Source organism: Bacillus infantis (assembly GCF_050107595.1).
In the GTDB taxonomy this organism is placed as follows: Bacteria; Bacillota; Bacilli; order Bacillales; family Cytobacillaceae; genus Bacillus_AB; species Bacillus_AB infantis_C.
Window position 1 is genome coordinate 49,979 of sequence record NZ_JBNILH010000015.1, and the last position, 23,828, is coordinate 73,806.

Sequence of the window (23,828 nt, forward strand, 5' to 3'; positions counted from 1 at the left end):
AGCACAAAAAATGTTGTTTTTCATGAAACAATTTCCTTTTTCATCCGTGTATACTGCAGAGGGAGGTGGCGAATGGCGAAGTTGTCTTTGGATGGTTTGTATGAGGAGTATGCGAGGGATGTGCTGCGCTATTTGCTGTCTCTTTCAGCGGATCGTGCTACTGCGGAGGATATGATGCAGGAGACGTTTTACCGCGCGTATTTGCATATTGAAGATTTGCATGAGGAGAAGGTCAGGCCATGGCTTTTCCGGGTTGCTCAGAATGCGTATATAGACCATATCCGGAAGCGGAAAAAAGAAAGCATTACATCTGATGAGTTTTTCACTGGGCTGAAGGACACTGGAGCATCTATGGAGCATCGCGTTTTTCAGCAGGAAAAGCTGGGTGAGGTGATCGAACGGATGCAGAGGCTGCCGGAGCCGCAGAAGCAGGCATTGCTTCTTGTGACCGTGCATGATTTTACATACAGGGAAGCGTCAGAAATCTTAGGTGTATCAGAATCAAATACAAGGCTGCTGGTGTTCCGTGCGAGGAAGAAGCTGCGCGATTTTGAGAGGGGTGAAGAAGATGAGTGAGGATTTTAAGAAAAAGCTTGAGGATTATAGTAATGGGCTGCTTTCTAAGGAAGAAACTGAAGAAGTGGAAAAAGAATTGGATAAAATGGAATTATATCAATCCTATTTAGATTCATTGATGGGGTCGGAAGAGGAAACGGAAAAGGGACCTTCGATTGAGAAGAAGCTGGTCAAGAAAGGAAAGTGGAAGGCCCGCCTGCAGAATGCGTGGACGGCTTTATCATTGCTTCTGCTGTTTCTGATTGTGGGCTGGGTTACTTCGGCCATTTTTTATTCATGGGGAAAGCCGGATCGGCAAGAAATATATGCAGATGCCATTAAGGCGGCTGTAGAGACAACCCAGCCTAATATTAGGATAGGTAGCACAGGGATGAACACTGGTGCATTTACCATGACTTACGATGGGGAACTTCGCAAAATGATAGGCAGGGAGGAGGAAACTGTTGATCGCTTCAAGACAAAATTCCTTCTTGGATGGTTTTCGTTTAGATTGCCGAATGGCCTATCAGATCGCCAGCAATTCTTTTATCCCGAGAATGTAGTGAACTATAAGATTACGGACGGCTTCGACCAGCTGGAAAAGTTGCCCAAGGGAACTGTCTCGGAATTATATATCACCTTCACAGACTATATGAGCACAGACGAATTTTTAAAAAAGATGGAAGATAAAGAGATGATGCCCGTCTGGATGGCTGCAGATACTGGGAGAGAAAATGAGCGTGAGAGCAATCCGATAGGTCCCGATGAGCCATTTGGCTTCCCTTATTTAGGCTATGGCTTCCAATCTGACTTTAAGAAAGTTTCGAGAGAAGAGAAAAAAGGATTATTAGTAGGATATTCTACAGAAATTAGCGAAACAGAAAGCATAGACTCATATGGTGATGGTGAAAAAAGGGAAGCCGAATTCTTGAAAGCCCTCCACTTGATTGAAGAATATCAACGCAGGACCCGGTCCCTCCACTGGCAAACAAAAGAAGAGCTGAAAACCAAAGTCGATTATATTGAAGAAAATGGCGTCCGGCTCTACGGGGCTGTTGTGACCGGTCCATCAAAGGAACTCTTGAAGCTAAAAGAGGAAGATTGGGTGGGGAGCGCGAAGATAGGGGAGAAGCGGCTGTGGAATTGGTAGTGGAGCGGGACAGGGAGCCTGTCCCTTCGTTTCTAAAGAAGCTTATTTTATTGTTTCCATTTCTTTATCTGCTTCATGATATAGAAGAGATTTTAACGGTTGAGGAATTTCTCGGCATCCACTCGGATATCATTCCATTTCATGTGACAGCAGCGGAATTCTCGCTGGCTTTTACGCTGTTATGGGTCGTGGCTTCGATTGGCTGTTTTAAAGCGGCAGGCGGTAGAACCTTTTTAGGGATGAAGCCAGTTGTTTTTATCTCCTTTTTAATACCGGGAATTCTGCTTGCCAATGGAATTGGCCATCTTTTTCAATTCATTTTTTTCAAAGGCTATGTGCCTGGGATTGTGACCAGTCTATTAATCATCTTTCCTTATTCATTTTTCACAGCAAAGCAACTGATTGCTGAAAGGCTGCTGACAGTAAAAAGGTTCTTAGGGTATCTCATCCTGGGATTTATTTTGCAGGCGCCGGCGGCGTTGGCTGCGCATTTTATATCGAAATTAATTTTGGGGCTGTTTTGAGCCAAGGGGACAGACCCCTTGGCTCGTTTTGAGACTGGGCCAGGGGGTCTGTCCCCCTGGCTCCTAATTAGGAGGCGAAATAAGTGAGAAAGATCATTCTAACGACTGAAAGTGGCGCTGATTTACCGGCTGATTTAACTGAAAGGTATAACGTGCAGGTGGTTCCGATGCACATTATTATGGATGGAACGGATTATTTGGATGGCCATTTGCCGGTTGAAGATATTTATGATTATTATGCACGAACGAAGAAAATCCCCTCCACGACGTCGACCAATGCCTATGAATACGAGGAGTTTTTTGCGAAGATAAGAGCGGATTATCCTGATTGCATCATTATCCACATCGGCTATACTAGCAAAGCATCTTCTTCTTTTCAGAATGCCGTGATCGCAGCGGAAGAGTTTGAAGATCTGTTCCTGATTGATGCCCTGAACGTGACAGGCGGACTGGCGGCCGTTGTCATATACGCAGCAGAACAGCTGGAACAAGAACCTGGCATTGAACCTGCAGCCCTGGTTGAAAAAATTGAAAGCATCGTGCCGAAGTCCAGGCTTGCTTTTATCCCGGGCAGCCTGGATTTTTTAAGAGCGGGCGGGCGTGTAAGCAATATGGCGTACCTTGGCGGAACACTATTAAAAATAAAGCCATGCATAGAATTAGTTGACGGAAAGCTCGTCTCAACGAAAAAATACCGCGGGAAAATGAGCACTGTGGCTGAAAAACTAATGCAGGATTATTTAAATGATTACAAGATTGACAGAGAGCAGCTTTACTTCATTTATTCAATCGGCCTTGATGAAACCATCAAAAAGCGGATGGACGAAATCGCGGCAGATGCTGGATTCAAAAACGTAATGTGGATCCAAGCAGGCGGCATGATCTCCACGCACTCCGGCGCCGGCGGCTTTGGAGTGGCAGGATTAGAAGTGTGAGCCAAGGGGACAGGTCCCTTGGCTCTTTTTGAGTTTGGGCCAGGGGGTCTGTCCCCGTGGCTCATTAACAGGTATAATTAGGAAATTGAGGGGGGAACGTATTGATCATCCCAAAGAGAGTGAATGCTGATTTACCTGCAAATATTATTCAAAATGATTTAGAGTCGATTGTTAATTGGTTCGAGAAGCATCAGCGGTCTCTTTATGTACTAGGCTGGTCTTATCTTGGGAACGAACAGCAGCTGGAAGAGCTTTATTACCAGTCCATATTGAAAGTTCAAATGGATCTTCCTAAAGTAAAAAACAAATTGTCATTCGAGGCGTGTGTGACAGCAATTTTTATACATAAGTGCAGAGAGTTTGCGGCCGCAAAGAGCTCCGACATTTCACAAGAAGGCGGACAGCATGATGAGCTATTCCAGACTCTTAGACAGTTGAACGGGCAGGAAACAGAGGCACTGATATTTACATATATCAAAGGGCTATCGATTGAAGAAACAGCCAGTCTGCTTCAGATTTCACAAGAACAAATGAAGGACCTCCTGGCTGACGGAATACAGTCTTTAAGAGAAAAGCAGAGTAGCGGAGAGAACTTTAACGGCTGCCCGGAGTATCAAAGACTTTACTTGGATTACCTCGAAAGAAACCTGGAACGCCCAGTGAAAATCGAGTTTGAAAAGCATGTGTACCACTGCCCGGATTGCCAGGAGGATCTGGCTTCTTTTCAGGAAGTGATATTGCAGTTTACAGAAACACTAGAGGAATTCCAGGTGCCGGCCGGGTTTATGGAGGGCATCAAGGGACGTATTGCTGATGCGGAAAAAGGCAGGCAGCAAAAGATTGGCAAACGGAATAGAATTGCTTTTATTGCTGCCAGCGTCTTTGTTTTAGTGATGTGTACGGGTTTTTTCACAGGGGCTTTTGCGGATGCCTATTATAAGTGGACAGAGGAAGACCCGGAGCTGCGGGCTTTTCTCAAGGCAGACCTGGGGGAAAGGCTGAACGTTGAAGCGGAAAGCAATGGGGTGAAAATCAAGATTAAGAGTGTGGTTGCTGATGAGTTTCAGACGCTGATTTTTTATGAAATCGAAGACACTGAGGATAATAAACAATATGTTATCAATTATGGGGACGGTTTGTCTGTAGAAGATGAACGGGAGATTTTAAGTAATGAAATCTATCCCCAATACCAGCCCCCTGATCCGGATTCGGAATTAAATAAGAAAAAACAGAATGTCTTCCATGGAAAAATCAGTCTTCCGCCGCTAAAAGAGGATAGCAAGACGCTCAACCTTGAAATATCAAAATTGGCGAGAATAGCGGGTGATTCCTCACCACCAGCTGACATCAGCTATGATGAATCCAGTGATTACGAAAAAAGAGGAGACTGGAATATAAAAGTACCTGTAACAAAACTGCCTTCAACAGAGTATCCAATGGAAGAGAAAATAAATATTGAAGGAATCTCTGTTCAGCTGGAAAAACTGATCATTGCGCCAACGTCCACTGTTCTGCAATATGTCATCAAAAACGAACAGGAAGAGAAAAGGATAGACATGATTGATTTTATCCGCCTGGAAATGAACGGTGAAAAGCTGAAGTTAAATCCATATGGCGGCGGCTATGCAACAGGTTCATGGGAAAGTTTTCAGTCATACTTTGAGCCCATATTTGAGACTGAGACAAATGAAGTGGAAATCCACTTTAATAGGGCCTATCTATCAATAAACGATTATAAAACCATTGCCCTCGATGCTTCAAATACTTATCCTCAAACCTTTGAATATGCAGGCAGCACAATTAAGATTGAGGAGCTGGACATCGGAAGGCCCACTACAGTGGTCATCAGCAATAATGAAATTAAAAATCGGGCGTATGAGTCGCTGCACTTCAATATTATGACAGAAGAAGGCGACAATCAATCAATGACTATGAGCTCTGAAGGAGTCTTTGTTGATAAAAATGGCGAAGAGTACGACATGAAGAAAATAACGAATAGCATCTATCTGGAACTCGAAAATCCCCGTCATTATATCACTTACGAAAAAATAGAAATACCCGGGGACAATATAGTCCCTAAAAGCCTAGAAATCTACGGATACAGCACAACAAGAAATCTGGATAATATTATAAAAGTTAAGCTGGATAAATGAGCCAAGGGGACAGGTCCCTTGGCTCTTTTTGAGACTGAGCCAGGGGGTCTGTCCCCTTGGCTCTTTTTGAGACTGAGCCAGGGGGTCTGTCCCCTTGGCTCTCAACAAGCAGGGAGGAGTATGCTAAATGATTAGAAATGCAGTTGGAGCCATCGTATTTCAGGGAGAGGAATACCTTTTGGTATATAAGGTTAAAAGAAGTTCTTTAAGGGATTCTGATCGGCATTTGCAAGGGGAGTGGGACTTTCCTAAAGGCGGTGTAGAAGAAAGTAATGAAAGTTTGAGGGCTGCAATCTTAAGAGAGCTGGCAGAGGAAACAGGATCTGCTGAATATAGGGTTATAAAGCAGCTGGATGAAAAGATCTGTTTTGCTTTTGATAGGGAGTTTACAGAGAAAACAGGCTGGAGCCGGCAGGAAACGGTGATGTTTGTGGTTGAGTATTTGGGGGACAGATTTGAATTGAAAGCGGAGGACAGTGAGATTGATGGAGTTGAATTTTTGGGGAGGGATGAGGTGCTGGAGCGGCTGGCGCATGAGGAGAGTAAGGTGTTATTTGCTGAGGCATTTTGAGCCAAGGGGACAGACCCCCTGGCTCTTTTTGAAACCGGGCCAAGGGGACAGACCCCCTGGCTCTTTTTGAAACCGGGCCAAGGGACCTGACCCCCTGGCCCACCGAATCTGGGCCAAGGAACCCGCCCCCCTGGCCCACCGCCCTCACCGCACCCCCAACAACCCCCGATTAATCACCCCATTAATAATCTCCGCCATCTCCCTGGGACTGTGATCCATTCCATTGTTCAGCCACTTTTTAATCGCATGGATGCTGCCGCTGATGATGAAGGTGCTTAGGTATTCGGAGAGGTCTTCGTCATAGGCGGTGTCTGCAAGCCAGCTGGTCATGAAGACCTGATGGGCGAAGTTGATGACTTTTGTTTCGAAGGTTGTGTTTGTTTTTTCGTTGAGGAGGGTGGTGCATACTTCGTGTTTACTGGCGAAGTATTCGAGCAGCTTTTCAATCATTTGGAGGGCCTGGTCTTCTTTTTCAAAATTATATTGGCTCATATAGCCCTGCATATCCTGGATGATTTCGTCTTCGATGGTGTCCAGGAGGTCATATTGATCGGTGTAGTGGGAATAAAATGTGGAGCGGTTGATGTCGGCGAGACTGCAGATTTCTTTGACGGTGATATAGGAGATCTGCTTGTCCTTCAATAGCTTCATGAGGCTGTCTTTCAATACCATGATCGTATATTTTTTGCGTCTGTCCATTTTGGGAGAGGTCATAACCAGTTTCCTTTCTTTTTGCGTTTTCCAACACTTTTAATCATTATGTTGGGAATACCACGGAAGTTAGATAACTGTTCGTTGAATAGGCAACACCGTGTTTATATAATGATAAAGTGTATAGAAAAAAAGGGCAAGAGAGGGTGAACACGCATCAATATTGCTGCACGAATACTTAAACAAAAAAAAGCCGTTGCCATCACGTTTGCAGTTTTGACTGTGCTTTGCGCCCTGGCGCAGTTCACTGTGTCGGTGAACTATGATATGAAGGAATATCTGCCGGAGGACGCTCAGTCGACTAAAGCCATGGAAGTGATGGAGCGGGAATTTGAAGGAAATGTCCCGACGAACCGGGTGATGATGCGGGACATGACCATACAGGAAGCTCTTGCTTTCAAAGAAAAGCTGGCCGCGATTGACGGTGTATCTGATGTCATGTGGCTGGATGATGTGATTGATATCAAGGCCCCGCTTGAAATGGCGGACCCGAATACGGTAGACGACTATTACAAAGATGAGTATGCCTTGTTCTCTTTCAGCATCCGTGAAGGAGAAGAAGTTCAGATTACCGATCGCATTTATGACCTAATCGGCGAAGATAATGCGATGGCGGGGGAATCGCTGAATACGGCCACACAGCAGAAAATGGCCGGGACGGAATCGATGTATGCGGCCGCCTTTTTGGTGCCAATCATCATCATTATTCTGGTGGTTTCCACGACATCATGGGTGGAGCCGCTGCTGTTCCTGACCGCTATCGGTGTGTCGGTGCTGATCAATATGGGGACGAATATTTTTCTCGGGGAGGTTTCCTTTGTCACCCAGTCGGTCGCCCCAATCCTGCAGCTTGCAGTCTCGCTGGATTATGCGATTTTCCTCCTGCACAGCTTTAACGATTACCGGAAAAAGGTGGGAGATCCTCGGGAAGCAATGGAGCTGGCGATGAAGAAATCCTTCTCCGCTATTGCAGCCAGTGCGTCCACGACCTTCTTTGGTTTCATCGCTCTTGCTTTTATGGAGTTTGAAATCGGATCGGATCTTGGCATTAACCTGGTCAAAGGGATCTTACTGAGCTTCATCAGTGTAATGGTGTTCCTGCCGGCATTGACGCTGCTCTTTTATAAATGGATCGACAAGACGCAGCATAAGCCATTGCTGCCATACATCCGCGGCAAGGGGAATTTTGTACTGAAGTTCCGGGTGCCGGTTCTATTGATTGTCGCCATTCTGATTGTCCCGGCCTTTCTTGCGCAAAGCAAGACCAATTTCACTTATGGAGTTGGCGAATTGCCGGAGTCGACAAGGGCGGGGAGCGATTTTGCGAAAATTAAAGAAGAGTTCGGGGAAAGCACGCCAATGGTCCTGCTTGTACCGAAAGGGGATACGGCCAAGGAAGAAGAGCTGGTCGGCGATCTGGAAAAGCTTGACCATGTGACGAGTGTCATGGCGTACGTCAACACCGTCAGTGCAGCCATCCCTCCAGAGTATCTGGATCCCAGCATCACCGAACAATTCTACTCGGAAAATTACAGCCGGATCATCCTGCAGACAGATACGAAAACAGAAGGTGACGAGGCGTTCCAGCTGATCGAGCGGGTCCAGGGTACTGCTGAAAAACTGTACGGAGATAAGGTTTATTCAGTCGGGGAAAGCGTGACACTGTATGATATCAAAAACACGGTCAAAAAAGACAACACGCTGGTCAATCTGCTGACTCTCTTGACGGTCGCATTCGTACTGTTTGTAACCTTTAAGTCGATCTCGATTCCATTAATCCTGCTGCTGACCATTCAGACAGCCGTCTGGATCAATCTGTCTGTCCCATATTTTACAGATTCTTCATTAGTATATGTCGGCTATCTGCTCGTCAGCATCATCCAGCTGGCCGCGACTGTCGACTATGCGATCCTGCTGACGGATGCCTATAAAGAGGACCGGCAGGAAATGTCTGCGCTTGAAGCGGTCAAGAAAACGATGGATGAAAAAATATTCTCGATCGGCATTTCAGCCTCCATTTTATCAAGTGTAGGCTTTATCTTATGGATTACGTCATCGAATCCTATCGTTGCCTCAATCGGGCTGCTGCTTGGAAGGGGAGCGCTGCTGGCCTTGATCATGGTTGTGTTCTTCCTGCCGGCGTGCCTGCTGATCTTCGATAAATTGATCATGAAAACAACATGGAAAGCAAACTTTTATAAGGAGAAGTGATGATGAGGAGAATAAGAAAACTCTTAGCTGTCTTTGCCAGCATCCTGCTCATGATGCCAGCCCTGCTCGTTTCAGCTGATACAGCGGGCAGCAAGTCAGGGGCAGAGATTTCCCAGGAAACGGGGGAACTCTCCTCAAAGGACGAAGTGGTGTATGCAAAGCTCAGCCCTGCAGGTGAAAATCAGGAAGTTTATGTGGTTAACATTTTAAATATTGAAGAACCTGGGGAAGTGACTGATTATGGCCCCTATACGAACCTGAAAAATCTGACGGACATGTCGCCGATTGAGAAGTCAGACGCAGCGGTGAATGTGACGGCTGAAGAAGAAGGAAAGTTTTATTATCAGGGTGATTTGAATAAAGCAGCCCTGCCATGGAATGTTTCCATTTCGTATACATTGGATGGACAGGAAACCGCACCGGAAGAATTGGCTGGAAAAAGCGGCCATGTGCAGATTGAGATTCAAACCTCCCGAAATGAAAGTGCAGAAGCTTCCTTTTTCGAGAACTATCTGCTGCAGATTTCCTTCCCGCTGAATGGGGAGAAATTCACCAATATCCAGGCTCCTGACGGGATGATTGTCAATGCCGGAAAAAACAAGCAGGCGACATTCACTGTGATGCCTGAAAAAGAGGGGAAACTGACCCTTGAGGCAGATGTGGCGGATTTTGAGCTTGAAGGCATTGATATCACAGCGATTCCGTCTTCCCTCCCGATTGACGCACCTGACATCGATGATATGACGGGTGAAATGGATACACTGACAAAGGCAATCAAAGAAGTCAATGACGGAGTGGGGCAGCTGCAGAACGGAGCTTCGGAATTGCAAAACGGTGCCGCCAAGCTCAGCAAAGGCTCCAGGGAGTACCAAGATGGCATAGTGGCGCTCAATGGCTCTTCATCTAAGCTGGTCAGCGGCTCCAAGAGCATTGAGCAGGCTTTGCAAAAGCTGAATCAGTCCTTGAGCGGCGGCGCTGGAGATATGGGGCTCGGCGATTTGAAAAAGATGCAGGACGGACTTTCCCAATCCGCAGCCGGCCTGCGGGAAGTGTCCAAGAACCTGGCAGAATTGCAGCTGGCCTTTAGTGCCTCTTACAATAGCTTGAATGAAGCAATGGATGGCATTCCGAACTCTGAGATATCCGAGGCACAGATCGAGCAGCTGAAACAAAGCGGCGCCGATCCGAATGTGGTCGCGCAATTGCTTGAGACCTATGCAGCTGCTAAAAATGCCAAAGGAGTCTTTGCAGCTGGGCAAGGCAGCTTTGCCGCTGTCAGCGGGACATTGCAACAGGTCAGTGGTTCTCTGACAGGAATGGCCAAGAATCTGGATTCTATGGCAGCAGGACTCTCGCAGGCACTGAACAGCTCAGATGCTGCCGATGCGACGGCACAGCTTCAGGCAGGCGTTAATGCTCTTGCGGCCAATTACGAATCCTTCCATTCTGGATTGGAGGAGTACACTGGCGGATTGAGCAGGCTGGCAGGTTCATATTCTGAACTGCATAACGGTATTGCAGGCATTGCTGACGGAACAGGGGAACTCTCTGACGGTGCAGCCGCACTCCACGGCGGGACTGCTGAATTATACGAAGCTACCAGGGATCTGCCTGAACAAATGAAGGAAGAAGTTGAAGGGATGCTCGAAGAATATGACAAAAGCGACTTCAAACCCGTTTCCTTCGTATCGCCTAAGAACGAGAAAGTGAACTCCGTTCAGTTTGTGTTAAAAACAGAAAGCATTAAACAGGAAGAAACAAAAGAAGTTGAAAAGCTTAAAGAAGAGCCGCAAGGGTTTTGGGCCAGGTTGAAGGCTTTGTTTTCATAAGCCAAGGGGACAGACCCCTTGGCTCTTTTTAATACTGGGCCACCGAACCTGTCCCCATGGCTTTTATTGGGACAGAGTTATGAGGTGACTGCATTTCTATCAAAGTATTGTAATAGAGGGGTATATTGGATTATTATAATGATAAGTTAAAATATGGAAGGTGAGAAATCTAAAATGAAAAAATCCAGTGCTCTAGTCATTTCATCCTTATTGATTTTAAGTGTTTCCTTCTCTATGAACGCAGAAGCTAAAACACCGGCAGCTGCCAAAACCTATAAAAACTGCACAGAATTAAATAAAGATTATAAAGGAGGAGTAGCCCGTTCTTCTTCTGATAAAAATAAGGGCGGAAAAACTAAATATAAACCATATGTCTCCAAGGCTCTGTATGATGCAAATAAAACAAAGGACCGGGATGGCGACAATATAGCTTGTGAAAAATAAAAGCCAAGGGGACAGACCCCTTGGCTCTTTTTAATACCGGGCCACGGGACCTGTCCCCATGGCTTAACAAATTTAAGTCAGCTGCGGAACATTGAATTAGGTCTAATGAAACAAATAATTTGATATTTTGCTATAAAAATATCTAAAATAGGTTTTGAACAATCATATATTAGGTATATGGATATAGGTATAATGATACATGAAGAATTCAATAAGGTTAGGGGCTAGAACAATGGATAATAACAACAAGTCGGGAACTTTCAAAGAAATCGTAAATGTTCAGCGCAGTATAAAAGTTAAAATGATTTTTGCGGTGATTGTCAGTCTGCTGATCAGCACGCCTATTTCCGAACTTATCAACAGGCAATTGAAAGGTGTTTTTGACGGAAGCTTTGGCGTCATTGTCAGCACCTGTGTGACGCTGCTGGTGTCGACATTAATCATTTCATTATGTACGACATTCCTGGTTACCAACCGTCTGAAAAAGGTGCTGGAAGCAACAAAATCCGGGGCCGAAGGGGATCTGAGCATCCAGATTAAAGATAGATCCAGAGATGAAATCGGGCAGCTGGCCTCATCGTTCAATGTGATGATCGATAATCTCAGGCAGGTGGTTGCGAAAACAAATGATACCGCCTCCAAGGTCTCTGCTTATTCGGAAGAGTTCCAGGTCAGCACAGAACAAAGCAGCGCATCTGTAGAGCAGATTTCCGCCACCTTTCAAAACATTGTATCCGGTTCCGAATATCAGGTGAATAAAACACAGGAGCTTCAGGACTCTGCAGGATTGATTAATGATGAAATGAAAAGTATGGCCTCGTCCGTTCAATCAGTCTCTAAAATGATTGCCGAGACGAACGCCAAGGCAGATATGGGAATGAAGCTGATTGGCAATACCGTCTCAAAAATGGACTTAATTCAAGAGTCTGTTCAAGAATCATCCAGCATTGTAAACCTGCTGGGAAACAAATCTAAAGAAATCAGCCAAATGGTGACGCTGATCAAAGGCATCTCTGATCAAACCAATTTGCTGGCGCTGAACGCTTCCATTGAGGCAGCTAGGGCAGGGGATGCAGGAAAAGGGTTTGCCGTTGTGGCTGAGGAAGTAAGAAAGCTTGCCGAAGAATCCGGACAAGCGGCCGAAAGCATCAAAAAGCTGGTCGAGAATATTTTAGATCAGACAGCCGATGCCGTTGAATCCATCAATAAAGGCACAGAGATTGTAGACAATGGCAGGACTATGGTGAATGAAACAGGCGAAGCATTTAAAGACATTGCAGGCTATGTACATGAAATCGGCAAGCAGTCAACAGACTCTCTGAAAGCGCTTGAGAGTGTAGGGAAAACATCAGCACGTACCGGGGAAATCATCAGGGAAATTGCCGGCATTGCCAGGCAGGCCTCAACAGGTGTCCAGCATGTCGCCGCCTCCCTGGAAGAACAGTCCGCTTCCAATGAAGAAATAACATCTGCTGCGGGAAGATTGAATAAGATGGCCGGTGAATTGAGTGAGGAACTGAGTAAGTTTACAGTGTAATCCTTTTACATAATGAAAGGGAATGGGATCTAATATTGTTTTAGAGAGGAGCCGGCCATATTGGGCCGGCACTTTTCATTTACTGCCGGCAGAAATTATTCTAAACTAAAAAAAACGCCACTAGAACGGAGGGCCGCAATGCCTGCCAAAAAAAGAATCAGAGACTATGGAGTAAAAATAGGGACCCTTCAACCGGGTGCGCGCAATAGCATCACAGATGTGGAAGGTGTAACTGTGGGGCATACAACGCTGAGCGATGCGGACAAACAAACCGGTGTCACAGCAATTGTGCCGCATCCGGGGAATCTTTTTAAAGAAAAGCTGATTGCCGCGACCCATGTTATCAACGGGTTTGGGAAGAGCATGGGGACCATTCAGATCAATGAGCTGGGGACGCTTGAATCCCCGATTATCCTGACCAATACGCTGAGCCTCGGTACAGCGGCGGATGCTTTGATTCAGTATATGCTGGAGCAAAATCCCGAAATCGGCCGGACGACCGGAACAGTAAATCCGGTTGTGTGTGAGTGCAATGATATGTTTTTGAATGATATCCGGGCTGGGTTTGTAGAGCGGCAGCATGTATTCCAAGCTCTGCAGAATGCCTCAGCTGAGGTGGAAGAGGGAACCGCTGGAGCGGGCACCGGCATGCTGTGCTATTCGCTGAAGGGCGGCATCGGGACCAGCTCGAGGCTGATGGAAATGGACCATGGGACATATACGATGGGCGTCCTCGTGCTGACGAATTTCGGCGGTTTAAAGGATCTTCGGGTGAATGGGAAAGCGGTCGGGGAAGAGCTGAGTGAGGCTATCCAGGCTCAGGAGGAGAGGGATAAAGGGTCGGTCATCATTATTGTCGCGACAGATTTGCCTTTGTCGGAGAGGCAGCTGAATCGAATCATTAAAAGGACGGTAACAGGACTGTCCCGGACTGGGTCTATCATTGGGACGGGAAGCGGAGAGGTTGTCATCGGCTATTCGACCGCTGCGAAAATTCCTCATGAAAAACCGGCGGATTGCCTGAAGATTTCCATGATACATGAAGAGGATATTGATCTGGCCTTCAGAGCGGTTGGAGAGGCAACGGAAGAAGCTGTCCTGAATTCCCTGGCGGCGGCAACACGGGTTGTGGGCCGGGATGGGAATGTACGGCCGGCTTTAAGTGATTTGCTGCGGGAGTATGATATTCGGCTGGTGTAAAGAGGCATAAGTTTTGACATATCAATCTCTGCCTTAGGCAGGGTGTTATGTTAAAAACGTTCCTATCTTTGCCAGACACTCTTCAATTATATCGTCTAATAGTTCTGCCTGCGCAGCTTCTGAATGATAGTGCTTTAGAATTCTCAATTTGCGCGCGGTCCAGTCTAGTGATTTTATTTGATCACTCAATATAACCCCGGTTATTGGCATGCCGTCATCATCAGGGGAGATCCCCTCTTTTGGCAAATCAACTTCAAAGGGATAATTTTTCTTTTGATTGGTAATCGGACAGACAGCAATAAATCCAGTGGCTTTATTAAAAGATTTTGGGGTGAGAACGATCGCAATTCTTCTTCCAGCCTGTTTATGGCCAGCTTGTGGATTGAAATCAATTACAACAAGATCGCCTCTCCCTGGTATAGCCTGCGGCATTAAATCAATTCACGCCCTTCGTTTCCATAATCGGCTTCCTTGTGCCGATTATCAGGAGTAATTTGTGAGATTAATTCTTCAAGTGAGTATTTCTTCTTCGGTTTCTTAGGTTTAAGCGTGATGATATTCTCACTTCCAACAACACTCAGTTCCATTTCGGAACCCTGGATAATGCCTAATCTGTCAGCAGCCTCTTTAGGGATGCGGATGCCCAAGCTGTTTCCCCACTTTTGCGCAACAACAGTGGACATATAGTCAACTCCTTTGTTTTGGTTTGTTTTCGAGTTTATGCGCTTCCTGGAATCCATTGTATCACCTCATGTCGAATAAGTATATACATAGTATATACACATGATCAAAGAACGATACACATAAAAAAAGCCTGTCCCCAGATGCATTTATTCCGGGGCAAGGCTCTTAATTCTGCTCAATCAATTCTCTGTACTTACTAATATTAGCTTCACTCAATACCCCAGCTTTATAAAAATGATTTGCATAAACAAACAGCATCATCTCATTTTCTTCTGTAAACTCCAATTTCTCCATGATTAGATTGATCGTCTCTGCATTCTCTTCAGGACTGGTGTACATGGTATTCCAGGCGCGGACCTGCTGTTCAGGGATTCCGCTGAAAATGGCAGCTTCAAGCTCTTCCGGCGGGACAGGCTCCTTTAAGTGCGCGTACGGGTCTTCGTCGATGTCAGTGTAAATGAAGCTGATCGGATTATATTCCTCCAAAGGATAGGTGAATTGCCGGCTTGCGGTTTTAACCACTGTGTTTTTCTGATCAATTTCAAGCTTCCCATCTGCTAAAAGAACAGGTTCCTCCAAACTGCTTACCTCGCTTATCACATCCGGCGCAGCCAGCCAATAGCGCTGATTCTGCTCCAGCTGTGCGATATATTCCCCAATCGGCATATCTTCTAATTTTCCTTCATCTTTTAATCTCGTATAAAGCACCGGGCGGTAAAAATACCGAACTGTCAGGTCCTTCATATGAATGGTCCATTGGACATCCGGGCATTCAAACAGAACACGGAAAGCGAAGCCGGCAGCGGTTTTCTGGAGCTCATAGTAAATCAGCCATTGGCCGGTCTGCAGCTGTCCCGCTGATTCCTCCTCAATAATATTATGGAAAGTGAAGTGAATATAAGGCTTGGTGGAAAAACCGCTTTCTGTATTGATATAGAGATGAAGATGGTCATTCTCCCGCTCAATTCGCTCAATGATGGCGTCATGGAGGCTATCAGCAAAAACCTCTTGGACAGCAGGTGATAATAAAGCGACTGCCTGTTTAGTCTGCTCATTTGCTGCATCCAAAACCTGCTCAAACTCCCTGTCACTATTGCGCATCCACTGAAGATAATCCTCGCGGACAGATTTTGGCAGCGCCGGTTGATTTAGCGTTCCATTCTCAACATAAGGAACAAAGCGGCTCGGGAGCACAGTCAGCAGTTCTGCTTTTATATTTTTCAGTTCATCTTCCAGGCGGGAATGAATATCTTCTCCTTCCTCTTTGGCTTCTCTTAATGCGTAATCCCAATCAGAGTCCGTTTCAGGAATGGGAAGGAGGTTATGCTTTAAGAATTCTTCTTTGGCTTCGGTTGCTAAATTCCACATCATGACACCTCGAATCATTTGGTAAAAATAGTATACTATACATTTTCATTGATATGGATATCTAGTATAAAACTCCAAATTGCTGTGATGCGCAGCCATGGCATGTATCCCTGTCAAACCGATGCTCCTTGGCAACCTTATCACCGCAAAACTGGCACGTCCGGTAGTGCCGTTTTCTTGTGTTAATGGTCTTAAGCAGCAAATCAAGCATGATGGCCTGCTGTTCTTCTTTGTTCAAGGTTTGAATGGCTTTCCAGGATAACGAATGTTTGGTATAAATGCCAGGCTCCGGGGCCGGAATAGGCCCATCCCATTGTACAGCCTCATAACCAAAGTCCAGTCCTGCCTCAGTAAAACGGATATAAACTTCTGGTTCATCGGCAAATCCTTCAAGCTTAAAATAAGCGGTCTGATGATCAGTAAAACTGTTAATGAAGTATTGGTCATACAGGGATTCAATCCAGGTGGAAACCTTCATTTTAAATAATTTCATTGTGAGCTTCCTTTTGGCTTTTTCCTATTATTATAGCATTCTTGATAGTTATGTGACGCTGATCATCCATATCATTTCAGCACTATATGATATATTGGAATCTATACATAACCCATTAGATTTCTGTTTAATTGAAACAGGGCCAAGGGGCCTGACCCCTTGGCCCAAACTAAGCCGAGGAATCTGACCCCTGGCTCAAACCAAGCCAAGGGGCCTGACCCCCTGGCTCAAACCCGCCCCCCCATGCTGTTTAACCCGCCAAACTATCGGCAATAATGCATAATGAAGAGAATAATCTGCCCTGCAACCAATATCCCAGTTGAAACTATCCTCCTCTTCGATTAATATATATGGTGTTGAACTAAACAAACGAAATCGATGATGAGGACAAGTAGCTGGTGCTGTAATCTAAAGCGAGTCAGGGATGGTGTGAGCCTGGTGAGGATGCATGAGTGAAGAACACCTCTGAGTTCTAACCGAAAAGGCTCACTGAGTAGGCTTAGACGTGTCCGGGACGTTATCTGCCGGAATTGATAAGCTGGCCGCCTATTGCGGCAATGTGGGTGGTACCGCGGAAGCAAAGCCTTTCGTCCCTTTTAGGGGGACGTAGGCTTTTTTTTATGAACACTATTTTTTAGGAGGATCAATCATGATTAAAGCAACTGTTAAAGAGCTGTACAGAGATCCTGAAGCCCATTTGAATGCTAAAGTACGTATTACCGGCTGGGTCCGTACTTCCCGCGATTCAAAGACTTTCGGCTTCCTTGAAGTCAATGACGGCACTTTCCTTAAAAATGTCCAGGTCGTTTACGGAGATGAGCTGCCGAACTTTAAAGAGATCACAAAAGCGGCAATCAGCTCTACTGTTTCTATAGAAGGTTCTATCGTTCTGACGCCTGACATGAAGCAGCCATTCGAAATGAAAGCCGAGCAGATTACGATTGAGGGGAAATCAAACTCAGATTATCCGCTTCAAAAGAAGAAGCACTCTTTTGAATATCTGAGGACGATAGCGCATCTTCGCCCGCGCACCAATACGTATTCAGCGGTTTTCCGGATCAGGTCTTTGGCATCTTATGCGATCCATAACTTCTTCCAGGAAAAAGGCTTCATCTACGCTCAAACTCCTGTCATCACAGGAAGTGACACAGAGGGTGCAGGCGAAATGTTCCGTGTTACAACCATGGACATGAACAATGTCCCTAAAACAGATGAAGGGGACGTTGACTTCAGCAAGGACTTCTTCAACGGGGAAGCCAATCTGACAGTCAGCGGGCAGTTATCAGCAGAAGCTTTTGCTCTTGCCTTCCAGAAGGTGTATACGTTCGGGCCGACTTTCCGGGCAGAAAACTCCAATACAACACGCCATGCGGCTGAGTTCTGGATGGTTGAGCCGGAAGTCGCATTCGCAGAGCTGCCTGATATCCTTGATCTGGCAGAAGATATGATCAAGCATGTCATTCAGTATGTGCTGAACGAAGCGCCTGAGGAAATCACATTCTTCAACAGCTTCATCGATAAGACTCTTATCGAAAGGCTGAATACAGCGCTGAATACTGAATATGCACGCGTGACTTACACGGATGCAGTCGAGCAGTTGAAGCAATCAGGCGAGAAGTTCGAATATCAGCCTGAATGGGGAGCAGACCTGCAGACAGAGCATGAGCGTTATTTGAGTGAAGTCATTTACAAGCGTCCTGTCTTTGTTACAGACTATCCAAAAGATATCAAAGCTTTCTATATGAGAGCGAATGATGATGGCAAAACAGTTGCCGCTGCAGACCTGCTCGTGCCGGAAATCGGCGAGCTGATTGGCGGAAGCCAGCGTGAGGAGAGAGAAGAGCTTCTTTCACAAAGAATCACTGAGATGGGCATGGACCTGAAGGACTACTGGTGGTACCTTGAGCTCCGCAAATATGGCGAAACGAAGCACTCCGGATTCGGAATCGGCTTTGAGCGCCTGATCATGTATCTAACAGGCATGAAGAACATCCGTGACGTTATTCCTTTCCCTCGTACTCCGGGGAATGCAGAATTTTAATTCTCAGCGAAATTATTTTAAAAAGCCTGTCTGCTATGCCAATAGCGGACAGGCTTTTTCTATTGGTTTTCAGTAAGCCGGCAGTGGAGGCCGGAACCATTTTTGAGAACCGAAATACACTGAAAGCATTGAGAGCCTAAACGCAGGACGGGGGAAGTGACAGCATGGGAATCATATTAGCCGTTTTCTGTGCCATAGCTTATTCTTTCAACTATATATTCATCCAGCTTGGCATGAAAAAATCACCGCAGGATAATGGCAGTTTCCTGTCTCTGTTCATCTGTGTGCTGACCGTGACGGGGATTTACGGATCGATGTTCCTTTTCGGAGAAAAAGAGATGGGGCCAGTAAGCTGGATCGGAGTCTCTTTTTATATGCTGGCAGGTTTTTGTACGGTATTTCTGGGCAGGACCCTGCTGTTTGCAGGTATTCGAAAAATAGGCTCCTCCAGGGCGGCAGCACTGAAAAATGCTGCTCCGGTATTCACCATTATCTTGGCTGTCCTATTTTTGGAAGAACAGATTTCCCTTCTGGCCGGGAGTGGCATCCTGGTAATCCTTACTTTCCTTTTTCTGCAGGCAAGATATGACTTTCGTTCTGCAAGCGATCACCCGAAACAAAAGGATAAATCGGGATTCATGCTGGCACTCGCTGCCGCCATCTGCTTTGGCATTGGGCAGGGGCTGAGAAAATTAGGCATCATGTACGATTCTGACGCAGTCTTGGGTTCATTGATAGGCTCCGTATTTGCCCTGTTTGTTTTTGTGTTGATGGAAATGGGCAGGAAGCAGCTGAAGCTGACATTGGCGCGGAACTTTAGAAAGATTAATCTATATTTTGTGGCAGCCGGCATTGTGACAGGGCTTGCCCAGGTCTCTTTTTTTGTCTCTCTGCTCTATACCAATGTATCGTATGTCAGCACCATAGCAGCAATTGAGCCGATTATAACGATTATCCTGGCCAGAATACTGCTGGCGGGCGAAGAGAGGATCAATCTAAGACTGATTGTCACAGCTTGTGCCGTCTTCCTGGGGACGTTTATTATCGTTATGGGCCAGTGACGGTTAAAATGGTTGCAGCAGGTGATAAGAAGCTGGGGATAGAATAAGGATACTAACAGACAATTGCTGTATCAGCCATTATGTATATAAGGAACATATTGATGATGCAGGCAATCTCTCCTGCACGGCGAGTGCCTTTTAATCTTGCTGTAACGGAGGAGGGGTTCTGCAATCTCAGATAGGACAAGCACGATAACAGGAGGACTGAAATGATCAATATAGGGATAATCGGAACAGGCTGGTTCAGTGAAGTGCACGCAAAGATATTGATGGAAATGGAAGAGGTAAACCTGACGGCAGTTTGCGGAACAAGCCTTCCAAAAGCGATGGGCTTTGCAGAAAAGTTTGCCGGGATGAGAGGATATGATGATGTTGAGGAGATGCTTGACGGGGAGCGCCTGGATGCCGTTTATCTATGCGTGCCTCCCTTTGCCCATGGAGAAATTGAACTTCAGCTGATCAAAAGGGGGATTCCTTTCTTCGTTGAAAAACCTGTCGGGACAGGCATGGAAGCTCCTGAAATCATATTATCCGCCCTCAAGGAAAAGCCGGTCATCACTTCTGTCGGCTATCATTTCCGCTACCGTGAAACAGCAGCAAGATTAAAAACTGAGCTGGAGGATGCGGTCCTTGGGATGGTGACCGGCCAATGGATGGGTTCCATGCCGCCTGTCCAGTGGTGGCGTGATTTTGCCAAATCAGGAGGGCAGCTGGTTGAACAGACTACTCATATCATTGATTTTCTCAGGTATGCGGCTGGAGAGGTTGAAGAAGTATCTGCAGTCTTTGGAAGCCGGGTATTAGAGAATATGCATAAAGGTGTTACAGTACCCGATGTTGGTGCGGTGACCCTGAAAATGAAGAATGGACCATTGGCAGTCATTTCAAACACATGTATTCTGCCTGAGGGAGATTCTAAAATAGGCATCGATTTTTTTCACAGCAAGGGGATTTTCCAGCTTGATCAGGAAGGGCTGACAAAAAGGGAGAACGGAATTGTAACAGAATGGAAGGATCAGGACAGCCCGTATATATTAGAAGCACGCACTTTTATCCATGCAATCAGGACAGGGGACGCTTCGGGGATTAGATCGGACTATTTTGATGCCTGCCGGACCCAGGAGGTTGCCGCAGCTGCTGTGGAATCAGCCAGGACCGGCAGATCAGTAAGAATAATGGACGATTTTTAGCTTTTCTGGAAAAACGGGTTGCAGGCGGCCTTCACTTGGTCAGAGGGGAAGCGCAGGAAAAAATGAAGGGGAAGCTTGTTTTGGCTTTTCCTTATTTTGTTGTGTAAAAAGTTAGAGATATGTCGATTTTTTACAATAACCTTACATGAATTTAACTTTAAAGTAGTACATTTGGAGTATAGAATTTTTGTTAGGAAGGTATTTTTTTGATGACAACTATGCTGTTTGAATCTACAGAAGATCAAAACTTCCATGTGTTCAATTTCTATCATGCGTTCCAGCCTATTTTTGATTTGGCGGATCACTGTATTGCTGGATATGAAGGACTGATCAGAAGCTTTAAAATCAATAATCCGGAAGTATTATTTGCGTTGGCAAAACAGAATGGGAAGCTGTATGAGCTGGATATTTTTTCGATTTTTCGAAGCATCAGCACATTTGAACATCGAACTTCAGCTGCTGCGTCTGCCAGGCTATCTGTAAATATTTTCCCATCCACATTGCTGGAGCCGGCTTTTTTATGGAAAATTGATGACATAATGAGGAATACATCATTAAAGCCGGAGCAGATAACGTTTGAACTGAATGAGGCCGAATCGGTTGTTTCTTTAAACAAACTGAAGGAAGCTGTCCAAAGCCTGAAGTCACTTGGCTTCAGAATTGCACTGGATGACCTTGGAAAAGGGCAATCTTCTTTGCGGATCGCTTTGGAGCTTGAACCGGATATCATCAAGCTTGACCGCTATTTTTGTGAAAATCTGGAGGAATCTGCAAAAAAGCAGAAGTTTCTTTCCTGGATTGCTTCTTATTTTGTCAGTGAGGGTGCAGCGGTTACGCTTGAAGGCATTGAAACTGCGGAGCAATTAGTGATTGCCAGGCAGGCCGGCATCCCATTGGGACAAGGATATTATCTGGGGCGGCCCAGCACTCATCTATAATTATGTATTGAAATGAAGGTGTCGTTATGCAAGCGACGATTGGAGAAATCGCCGAGAGAGTGATGTTTGTAGCTCCTTCGACAAAATGCGAATATGTGTATTCCATTTTTAAGGAAACACCGGAGATTGAAGGGGTGGTTGTCTGCCTGGACAGCCGGCCGGCAGGGCTGGTCTCGAAGACGAAATTCTATCAGAAATTATCCACTCAGTACGGGTTTGATCTGTTCATGAAACGGAAAGTCGAACTGGTCATGATACCGGATCCTCTTGTGATCGACCACTCTGTGCCCATTACCGAAGCCAGCGCCCTGGCCATGGACCGGACACAGGAGCAGCTTTATGATTATGTGATCGTAACAAAAGAAGACCTGCTGATCGGCATTGTCAGCATCCGGAATCTGCTGATGAAGCTGGCGGAGGAACAGATCAGCATTGCACGTTATTCAAATCCGCTCACAGGCCTTCCAGGCAATTTCGAAATTAAAAATGCACTCAAGAAGGCACTTGCTTCTGAAAAATATACTGTGCTTTATATTGATATCAACTCATTTAAAACCTTCAATGATACATTTGGATTCAAAATCGGCGATGAAGTCATCCAGGAAACAGCAGCGATTCTGAAAGATGAGCTGGCTGCAGGTCCCATCAGCAGCCAATCCTTTATCGGACATATCGGGGGAGATGATTTTATTGCGGTTTTCCCCCATCATAACTATCAAAATATCTGCTCGGCCATTCTCGGAAGATTTGATGATTTTGCCCGTTCATTCTACTCAGAAGAAGAGCTGAAGGAAGGCTGCATCCAGGCAGTAAACCGGATGGGAATCCAGGAAAGCATTCCGCTGCTGGGCTTATCCATTGCAGTCGTGCAAAATACAAATATGAACTTCCATACAATTGAAGAACTGAGCATAGAAGCCGCACGCCTTAAAAAGTGGTGCAAATCATTCCGCAGGAGTGTTTACCTTACCATAGAAGAAAAGGGCCCTTGCCAGGTCTAATGGGGAACAGTTTGTGAAAGGTAAAGTCCTGATTGTAAACGGATGCATTTTTGTCCGCTCTTCATCCCCCCTTATGGATGGAATAGCATTGAACTGTCTGCAAATTTGGAGGGCCGAGGCCTTATTTTCTTTTTATATAAAAACCTATGAATATAAAAGGTGCCTGACCCGGGGCTCCTTTTCTTTATTTTTGCGCTAATACTCCTCAACCCCCCCCCCGCAGAGGGTTTTCGAAAGAATGGCAAAGTGAGTTTATCTTTTTAAAAAAGACAGCAAATACAAGAGATAGGCTGTAAATATGGTACACTGTAAAAATGATAATAGAGTAAAGGCAGGAAATATTATGACTGAAACAAGAAAGCATAAGTCGAACAAACTTAAGTTTGCTATGAGGGTGCTGCTGGTCATCCTCGGGGGAATCATAGCTGCGTATGGACTGGAAACCGTATTGATTCCGAACGATGTATCTGACGGAGGTGTCACAGGCCTCAGTATCGTTGGGGCGCAATTATTTCAGCTTCCATTAGGGATTTTGATCGCGGTCCTGAATATCCCGTTTATCTGGCTTGGGTATAAGCAGATTGGTAAAACGTTTGCGATCCTTTCCATCATCGGAATTGCCTCCCTGGCTATAGGGACAAGCATGATGCACCATACCCCGGCGATCATTGAAGGCGATACCTTGCTTGTCACCGTGGTGGGGGGGATCATCCTTGGTTTTGGCATGGGGCTGGCACTGCGCAACGGCGGTGCATTGGATGGCATTGATATGCTTGCTGTGCTGCTGTCCCGGAAATTGCCGTTCGGGACGAGCGATATCATTCTCTTCTTAAATATCTTTGTGTTTATCTTTGTTTCAACCGTGTTTGGCCTGCAGGGAGCCATCCTGTCAGCCATTGCTTACTTTATCGCTTCCAAAGTCATTCATATCGTTGAGGTGGGACTGAGCGGATCTAAGACTTTCCAAATCATCACCTCTCAGCCGGCTTTAATGGTAGAAACCATTCGCGACCGCCTGGGCCGCAGTGCGACTTATAAAGAAGTCTACGGAGGCTTTTCCCATGAAAAATTCAGGGAAATCACCTGTGTCATCAACCGCATGGAAGAAACCAAGCTGAAAGAAATCATTAATGAAATTGACCCCGATTGCTTTGTTACCGTTTATGATGTGTCAGAAGTAAAAGGCGGGAATTTCAGGAAAAAGGATATCCATTAATAGAAAAGATGCCTGT

General features: G+C 45.7%; 22 protein-coding genes and 1 other annotated feature. Of the genes, 17 read left to right on the forward strand and 5 right to left on the reverse strand.

From position 1 onward, the window contains the following. Positions 1 to 72: 72 nt before the first annotated feature. The 6 genes from ACQCVH_RS23375 (at position 73) to ACQCVH_RS23400 (ending at position 5,888) form a co-directional block, all read left to right on the forward strand. On the forward strand, positions 73 to 576 hold the full coding sequence (locus ACQCVH_RS23375) for a sigma-70 family RNA polymerase sigma factor (protein ID WP_426837994.1): 504 nt from the start codon (positions 73 to 75) through the stop codon (positions 574 to 576). Then, a complete protein-coding gene (locus ACQCVH_RS23380; RefSeq protein WP_426837996.1) occupies positions 569 to 1,705 on the forward strand; it encodes an anti-sigma factor C-terminal domain-containing protein in 1,137 nt (378 codons plus the stop codon). Before ACQCVH_RS23375 ends, ACQCVH_RS23380 begins: the two co-directional genes overlap by 8 nt. Next, positions 1,693 to 2,229: an HXXEE domain-containing protein gene (locus ACQCVH_RS23385; RefSeq protein WP_426837997.1), complete on the forward strand. Its 537-nt coding sequence runs from the start codon at positions 1,693 to 1,695 to the stop codon at positions 2,227 to 2,229. Before ACQCVH_RS23380 ends, ACQCVH_RS23385 begins: the two co-directional genes overlap by 13 nt. A gap of 83 nt (positions 2,230 to 2,312) precedes the next feature. Beyond that, positions 2,313 to 3,164 (forward strand): DegV family protein, encoded by an 852-nt coding sequence (locus tag ACQCVH_RS23390; protein ID WP_426837998.1) that lies wholly within the window; start codon positions 2,313 to 2,315, stop codon positions 3,162 to 3,164. A gap of 101 nt (positions 3,165 to 3,265) precedes the next feature. After that, complete coding sequence (locus ACQCVH_RS23395; RefSeq protein WP_426837999.1) at positions 3,266 to 5,317, forward strand: DUF5643 domain-containing protein; 2,052 nt, start codon at positions 3,266 to 3,268, stop codon at positions 5,315 to 5,317. A gap of 127 nt (positions 5,318 to 5,444) precedes the next feature. Then, the gene (locus tag ACQCVH_RS23400; protein WP_426838000.1) at positions 5,445 to 5,888 is read left to right on the forward strand and encodes an NUDIX domain-containing protein; all 444 of its coding nucleotides are present in this window, start codon (positions 5,445 to 5,447) and stop codon (positions 5,886 to 5,888) included. A 144-nt stretch (positions 5,889 to 6,032) separates the two neighbouring features. Here the strand turns inward: ACQCVH_RS23400 and ACQCVH_RS23405 are convergent, their stop codons facing one another. Then, the gene (locus ACQCVH_RS23405) at positions 6,033 to 6,602 is read right to left on the reverse strand and encodes a TetR/AcrR family transcriptional regulator (protein ID WP_426838001.1); all 570 of its coding nucleotides are present in this window, start codon (positions 6,600 to 6,602) and stop codon (positions 6,033 to 6,035) included. 264 nt (positions 6,603 to 6,866) lie between these two features. On the opposite strand from ACQCVH_RS23405, the gene ACQCVH_RS23410 reads away from it, so the two are divergent. The 5 genes from ACQCVH_RS23410 to ACQCVH_RS23430 all read left to right on the forward strand — a co-directional run bounded on the left by ACQCVH_RS23410 (position 6,867) and on the right by ACQCVH_RS23430 (position 13,820). Then, positions 6,867 to 8,810 (forward strand): efflux RND transporter permease subunit, encoded by a 1,944-nt coding sequence (locus tag ACQCVH_RS23410; RefSeq protein ID WP_426838002.1) that lies wholly within the window; start codon positions 6,867 to 6,869, stop codon positions 8,808 to 8,810. Then, positions 8,810 to 10,639: a coiled-coil domain-containing protein gene (locus ACQCVH_RS23415; protein ID WP_426838003.1), complete on the forward strand. Its 1,830-nt coding sequence runs from the start codon at positions 8,810 to 8,812 to the stop codon at positions 10,637 to 10,639. The genes ACQCVH_RS23410 and ACQCVH_RS23415 overlap by 1 nt, the downstream gene beginning before the upstream one ends. A gap of 234 nt (positions 10,640 to 10,873) precedes the next feature. Then, on the forward strand, positions 10,874 to 11,083 hold the full coding sequence (locus ACQCVH_RS23420) for an excalibur calcium-binding domain-containing protein (RefSeq protein ID WP_426838034.1): 210 nt from the start codon (positions 10,874 to 10,876) through the stop codon (positions 11,081 to 11,083). Positions 11,084 to 11,384: 301 nt separating this feature from the next. Beyond that, positions 11,385 to 12,620, forward strand: coding sequence for a methyl-accepting chemotaxis protein (locus tag ACQCVH_RS23425; RefSeq protein ID WP_426838035.1), 1,236 nt, complete (start codon positions 11,385 to 11,387; stop codon positions 12,618 to 12,620). A 138-nt stretch (positions 12,621 to 12,758) separates the two neighbouring features. Then, entirely contained in the window at positions 12,759 to 13,820 is a 1,062-nt protein-coding gene (locus tag ACQCVH_RS23430; protein WP_426838004.1) for a DmpA family aminopeptidase, read from the forward strand. Between the two features lie 45 nt (positions 13,821 to 13,865). Here ACQCVH_RS23430 and ACQCVH_RS23435 read toward each other — a convergent pair whose 3' ends face one another. The 4 genes from ACQCVH_RS23435 to ACQCVH_RS23450 form a co-directional block, all read right to left on the reverse strand. Continuing rightward, positions 13,866 to 14,252: a type II toxin-antitoxin system PemK/MazF family toxin gene (locus ACQCVH_RS23435; protein WP_426838005.1), complete on the reverse strand. Its 387-nt coding sequence runs from the start codon at positions 14,250 to 14,252 to the stop codon at positions 13,866 to 13,868. Continuing rightward, a complete protein-coding gene (locus ACQCVH_RS23440; protein WP_426838006.1) occupies positions 14,252 to 14,503 on the reverse strand; it encodes an AbrB/MazE/SpoVT family DNA-binding domain-containing protein in 252 nt (83 codons plus the stop codon). The genes ACQCVH_RS23435 and ACQCVH_RS23440 overlap by 1 nt, the downstream gene beginning before the upstream one ends. Before the next feature lie 166 nt (positions 14,504 to 14,669). Continuing rightward, positions 14,670 to 15,875 carry a DUF4085 domain-containing protein gene (locus tag ACQCVH_RS23445; RefSeq protein ID WP_426838008.1) on the reverse strand — a complete coding sequence of 402 codons (1,206 nt, stop codon included), beginning with the start codon at positions 15,873 to 15,875 and terminating at the stop codon, positions 14,670 to 14,672. 58 nt (positions 15,876 to 15,933) lie between these two features. Continuing rightward, on the reverse strand, positions 15,934 to 16,365 hold the full coding sequence (locus ACQCVH_RS23450; protein WP_426838009.1) for a hypothetical protein: 432 nt from the start codon (positions 16,363 to 16,365) through the stop codon (positions 15,934 to 15,936). 369 nt (positions 16,366 to 16,734) lie between these two features. Then, positions 16,735 to 16,963 (forward strand) — a binding site (T-box leader). Between the two features lie 51 nt (positions 16,964 to 17,014). On the opposite strand from ACQCVH_RS23450, the gene asnS reads away from it, so the two are divergent. The 6 genes from asnS (at position 17,015) to ACQCVH_RS23480 (ending at position 23,812) form a co-directional block, all read left to right on the forward strand. Then, a complete protein-coding gene (asnS, locus tag ACQCVH_RS23455; protein ID WP_426838011.1) occupies positions 17,015 to 18,406 on the forward strand; it encodes an asparagine--tRNA ligase in 1,392 nt (463 codons plus the stop codon). A 164-nt stretch (positions 18,407 to 18,570) separates the two neighbouring features. Beyond that, the gene (locus tag ACQCVH_RS23460; protein WP_426838012.1) at positions 18,571 to 19,467 is read left to right on the forward strand and encodes a DMT family transporter; all 897 of its coding nucleotides are present in this window, start codon (positions 18,571 to 18,573) and stop codon (positions 19,465 to 19,467) included. A 209-nt stretch (positions 19,468 to 19,676) separates the two neighbouring features. After that, complete coding sequence (locus ACQCVH_RS23465) at positions 19,677 to 20,657, forward strand: Gfo/Idh/MocA family protein (RefSeq protein WP_426838013.1); 981 nt, start codon at positions 19,677 to 19,679, stop codon at positions 20,655 to 20,657. Positions 20,658 to 20,866: 209 nt separating this feature from the next. Beyond that, the gene (locus tag ACQCVH_RS23470) at positions 20,867 to 21,595 is read left to right on the forward strand and encodes an EAL domain-containing protein (protein ID WP_426838036.1); all 729 of its coding nucleotides are present in this window, start codon (positions 20,867 to 20,869) and stop codon (positions 21,593 to 21,595) included. 26 nt (positions 21,596 to 21,621) lie between these two features. Further along, entirely contained in the window at positions 21,622 to 22,596 is a 975-nt protein-coding gene (locus ACQCVH_RS23475; RefSeq protein WP_426838014.1) for a GGDEF domain-containing protein, read from the forward strand. A gap of 343 nt (positions 22,597 to 22,939) precedes the next feature. Next, the gene (locus tag ACQCVH_RS23480) at positions 22,940 to 23,812 is read left to right on the forward strand and encodes a YitT family protein (RefSeq protein WP_426838015.1); all 873 of its coding nucleotides are present in this window, start codon (positions 22,940 to 22,942) and stop codon (positions 23,810 to 23,812) included. Positions 23,813 to 23,828 lie beyond the last annotated feature (16 nt).

Coding starts and splice junctions, on each gene's coding strand:
- ACQCVH_RS23470 (WP_426838036.1), top strand. CDS start 20,867: ATGACAACTATGCTGTTTGAATCTACAGAAGATCAAAACTTCCATGTG.
- ACQCVH_RS23450 (WP_426838009.1), bottom strand. CDS start 16,365: ATGAAATTATTTAAAATGAAGGTTTCCACCTGGATTGAATCCCTGTAT.
- ACQCVH_RS23425 (WP_426838035.1), top strand. CDS start 11,385: ATGATTTTTGCGGTGATTGTCAGTCTGCTGATCAGCACGCCTATTTCC.
- ACQCVH_RS23380 (WP_426837996.1), top strand. CDS start 569: ATGAGTGAGGATTTTAAGAAAAAGCTTGAGGATTATAGTAATGGGCTG.
- ACQCVH_RS23375 (WP_426837994.1), top strand. CDS start 73: ATGGCGAAGTTGTCTTTGGATGGTTTGTATGAGGAGTATGCGAGGGAT.
- ACQCVH_RS23480 (WP_426838015.1), top strand. CDS start 22,940: ATGACTGAAACAAGAAAGCATAAGTCGAACAAACTTAAGTTTGCTATG.
- ACQCVH_RS23440 (WP_426838006.1), bottom strand. CDS start 14,503: ATGTCCACTGTTGTTGCGCAAAAGTGGGGAAACAGCTTGGGCATCCGC.
- ACQCVH_RS23445 (WP_426838008.1), bottom strand. CDS start 15,875: ATGATGTGGAATTTAGCAACCGAAGCCAAAGAAGAATTCTTAAAGCAT.
- ACQCVH_RS23465 (WP_426838013.1), top strand. CDS start 19,677: ATGATCAATATAGGGATAATCGGAACAGGCTGGTTCAGTGAAGTGCAC.
- ACQCVH_RS23415 (WP_426838003.1), top strand. CDS start 8,810: ATGATGAGGAGAATAAGAAAACTCTTAGCTGTCTTTGCCAGCATCCTG.
- ACQCVH_RS23410 (WP_426838002.1), top strand. CDS start 6,867: ATGAAGGAATATCTGCCGGAGGACGCTCAGTCGACTAAAGCCATGGAA.
- ACQCVH_RS23475 (WP_426838014.1), top strand. CDS start 21,622: ATGCAAGCGACGATTGGAGAAATCGCCGAGAGAGTGATGTTTGTAGCT.
- ACQCVH_RS23400 (WP_426838000.1), top strand. CDS start 5,445: ATGATTAGAAATGCAGTTGGAGCCATCGTATTTCAGGGAGAGGAATAC.
- ACQCVH_RS23420 (WP_426838034.1), top strand. CDS start 10,874: ATGAACGCAGAAGCTAAAACACCGGCAGCTGCCAAAACCTATAAAAAC.
- ACQCVH_RS23430 (WP_426838004.1), top strand. CDS start 12,759: ATGCCTGCCAAAAAAAGAATCAGAGACTATGGAGTAAAAATAGGGACC.
- asnS (WP_426838011.1), top strand. CDS start 17,015: ATGATTAAAGCAACTGTTAAAGAGCTGTACAGAGATCCTGAAGCCCAT.
- ACQCVH_RS23460 (WP_426838012.1), top strand. CDS start 18,571: ATGGGAATCATATTAGCCGTTTTCTGTGCCATAGCTTATTCTTTCAAC.
- ACQCVH_RS23435 (WP_426838005.1), bottom strand. CDS start 14,252: ATGCCGCAGGCTATACCAGGGAGAGGCGATCTTGTTGTAATTGATTTC.
- ACQCVH_RS23405 (WP_426838001.1), bottom strand. CDS start 6,602: ATGACCTCTCCCAAAATGGACAGACGCAAAAAATATACGATCATGGTA.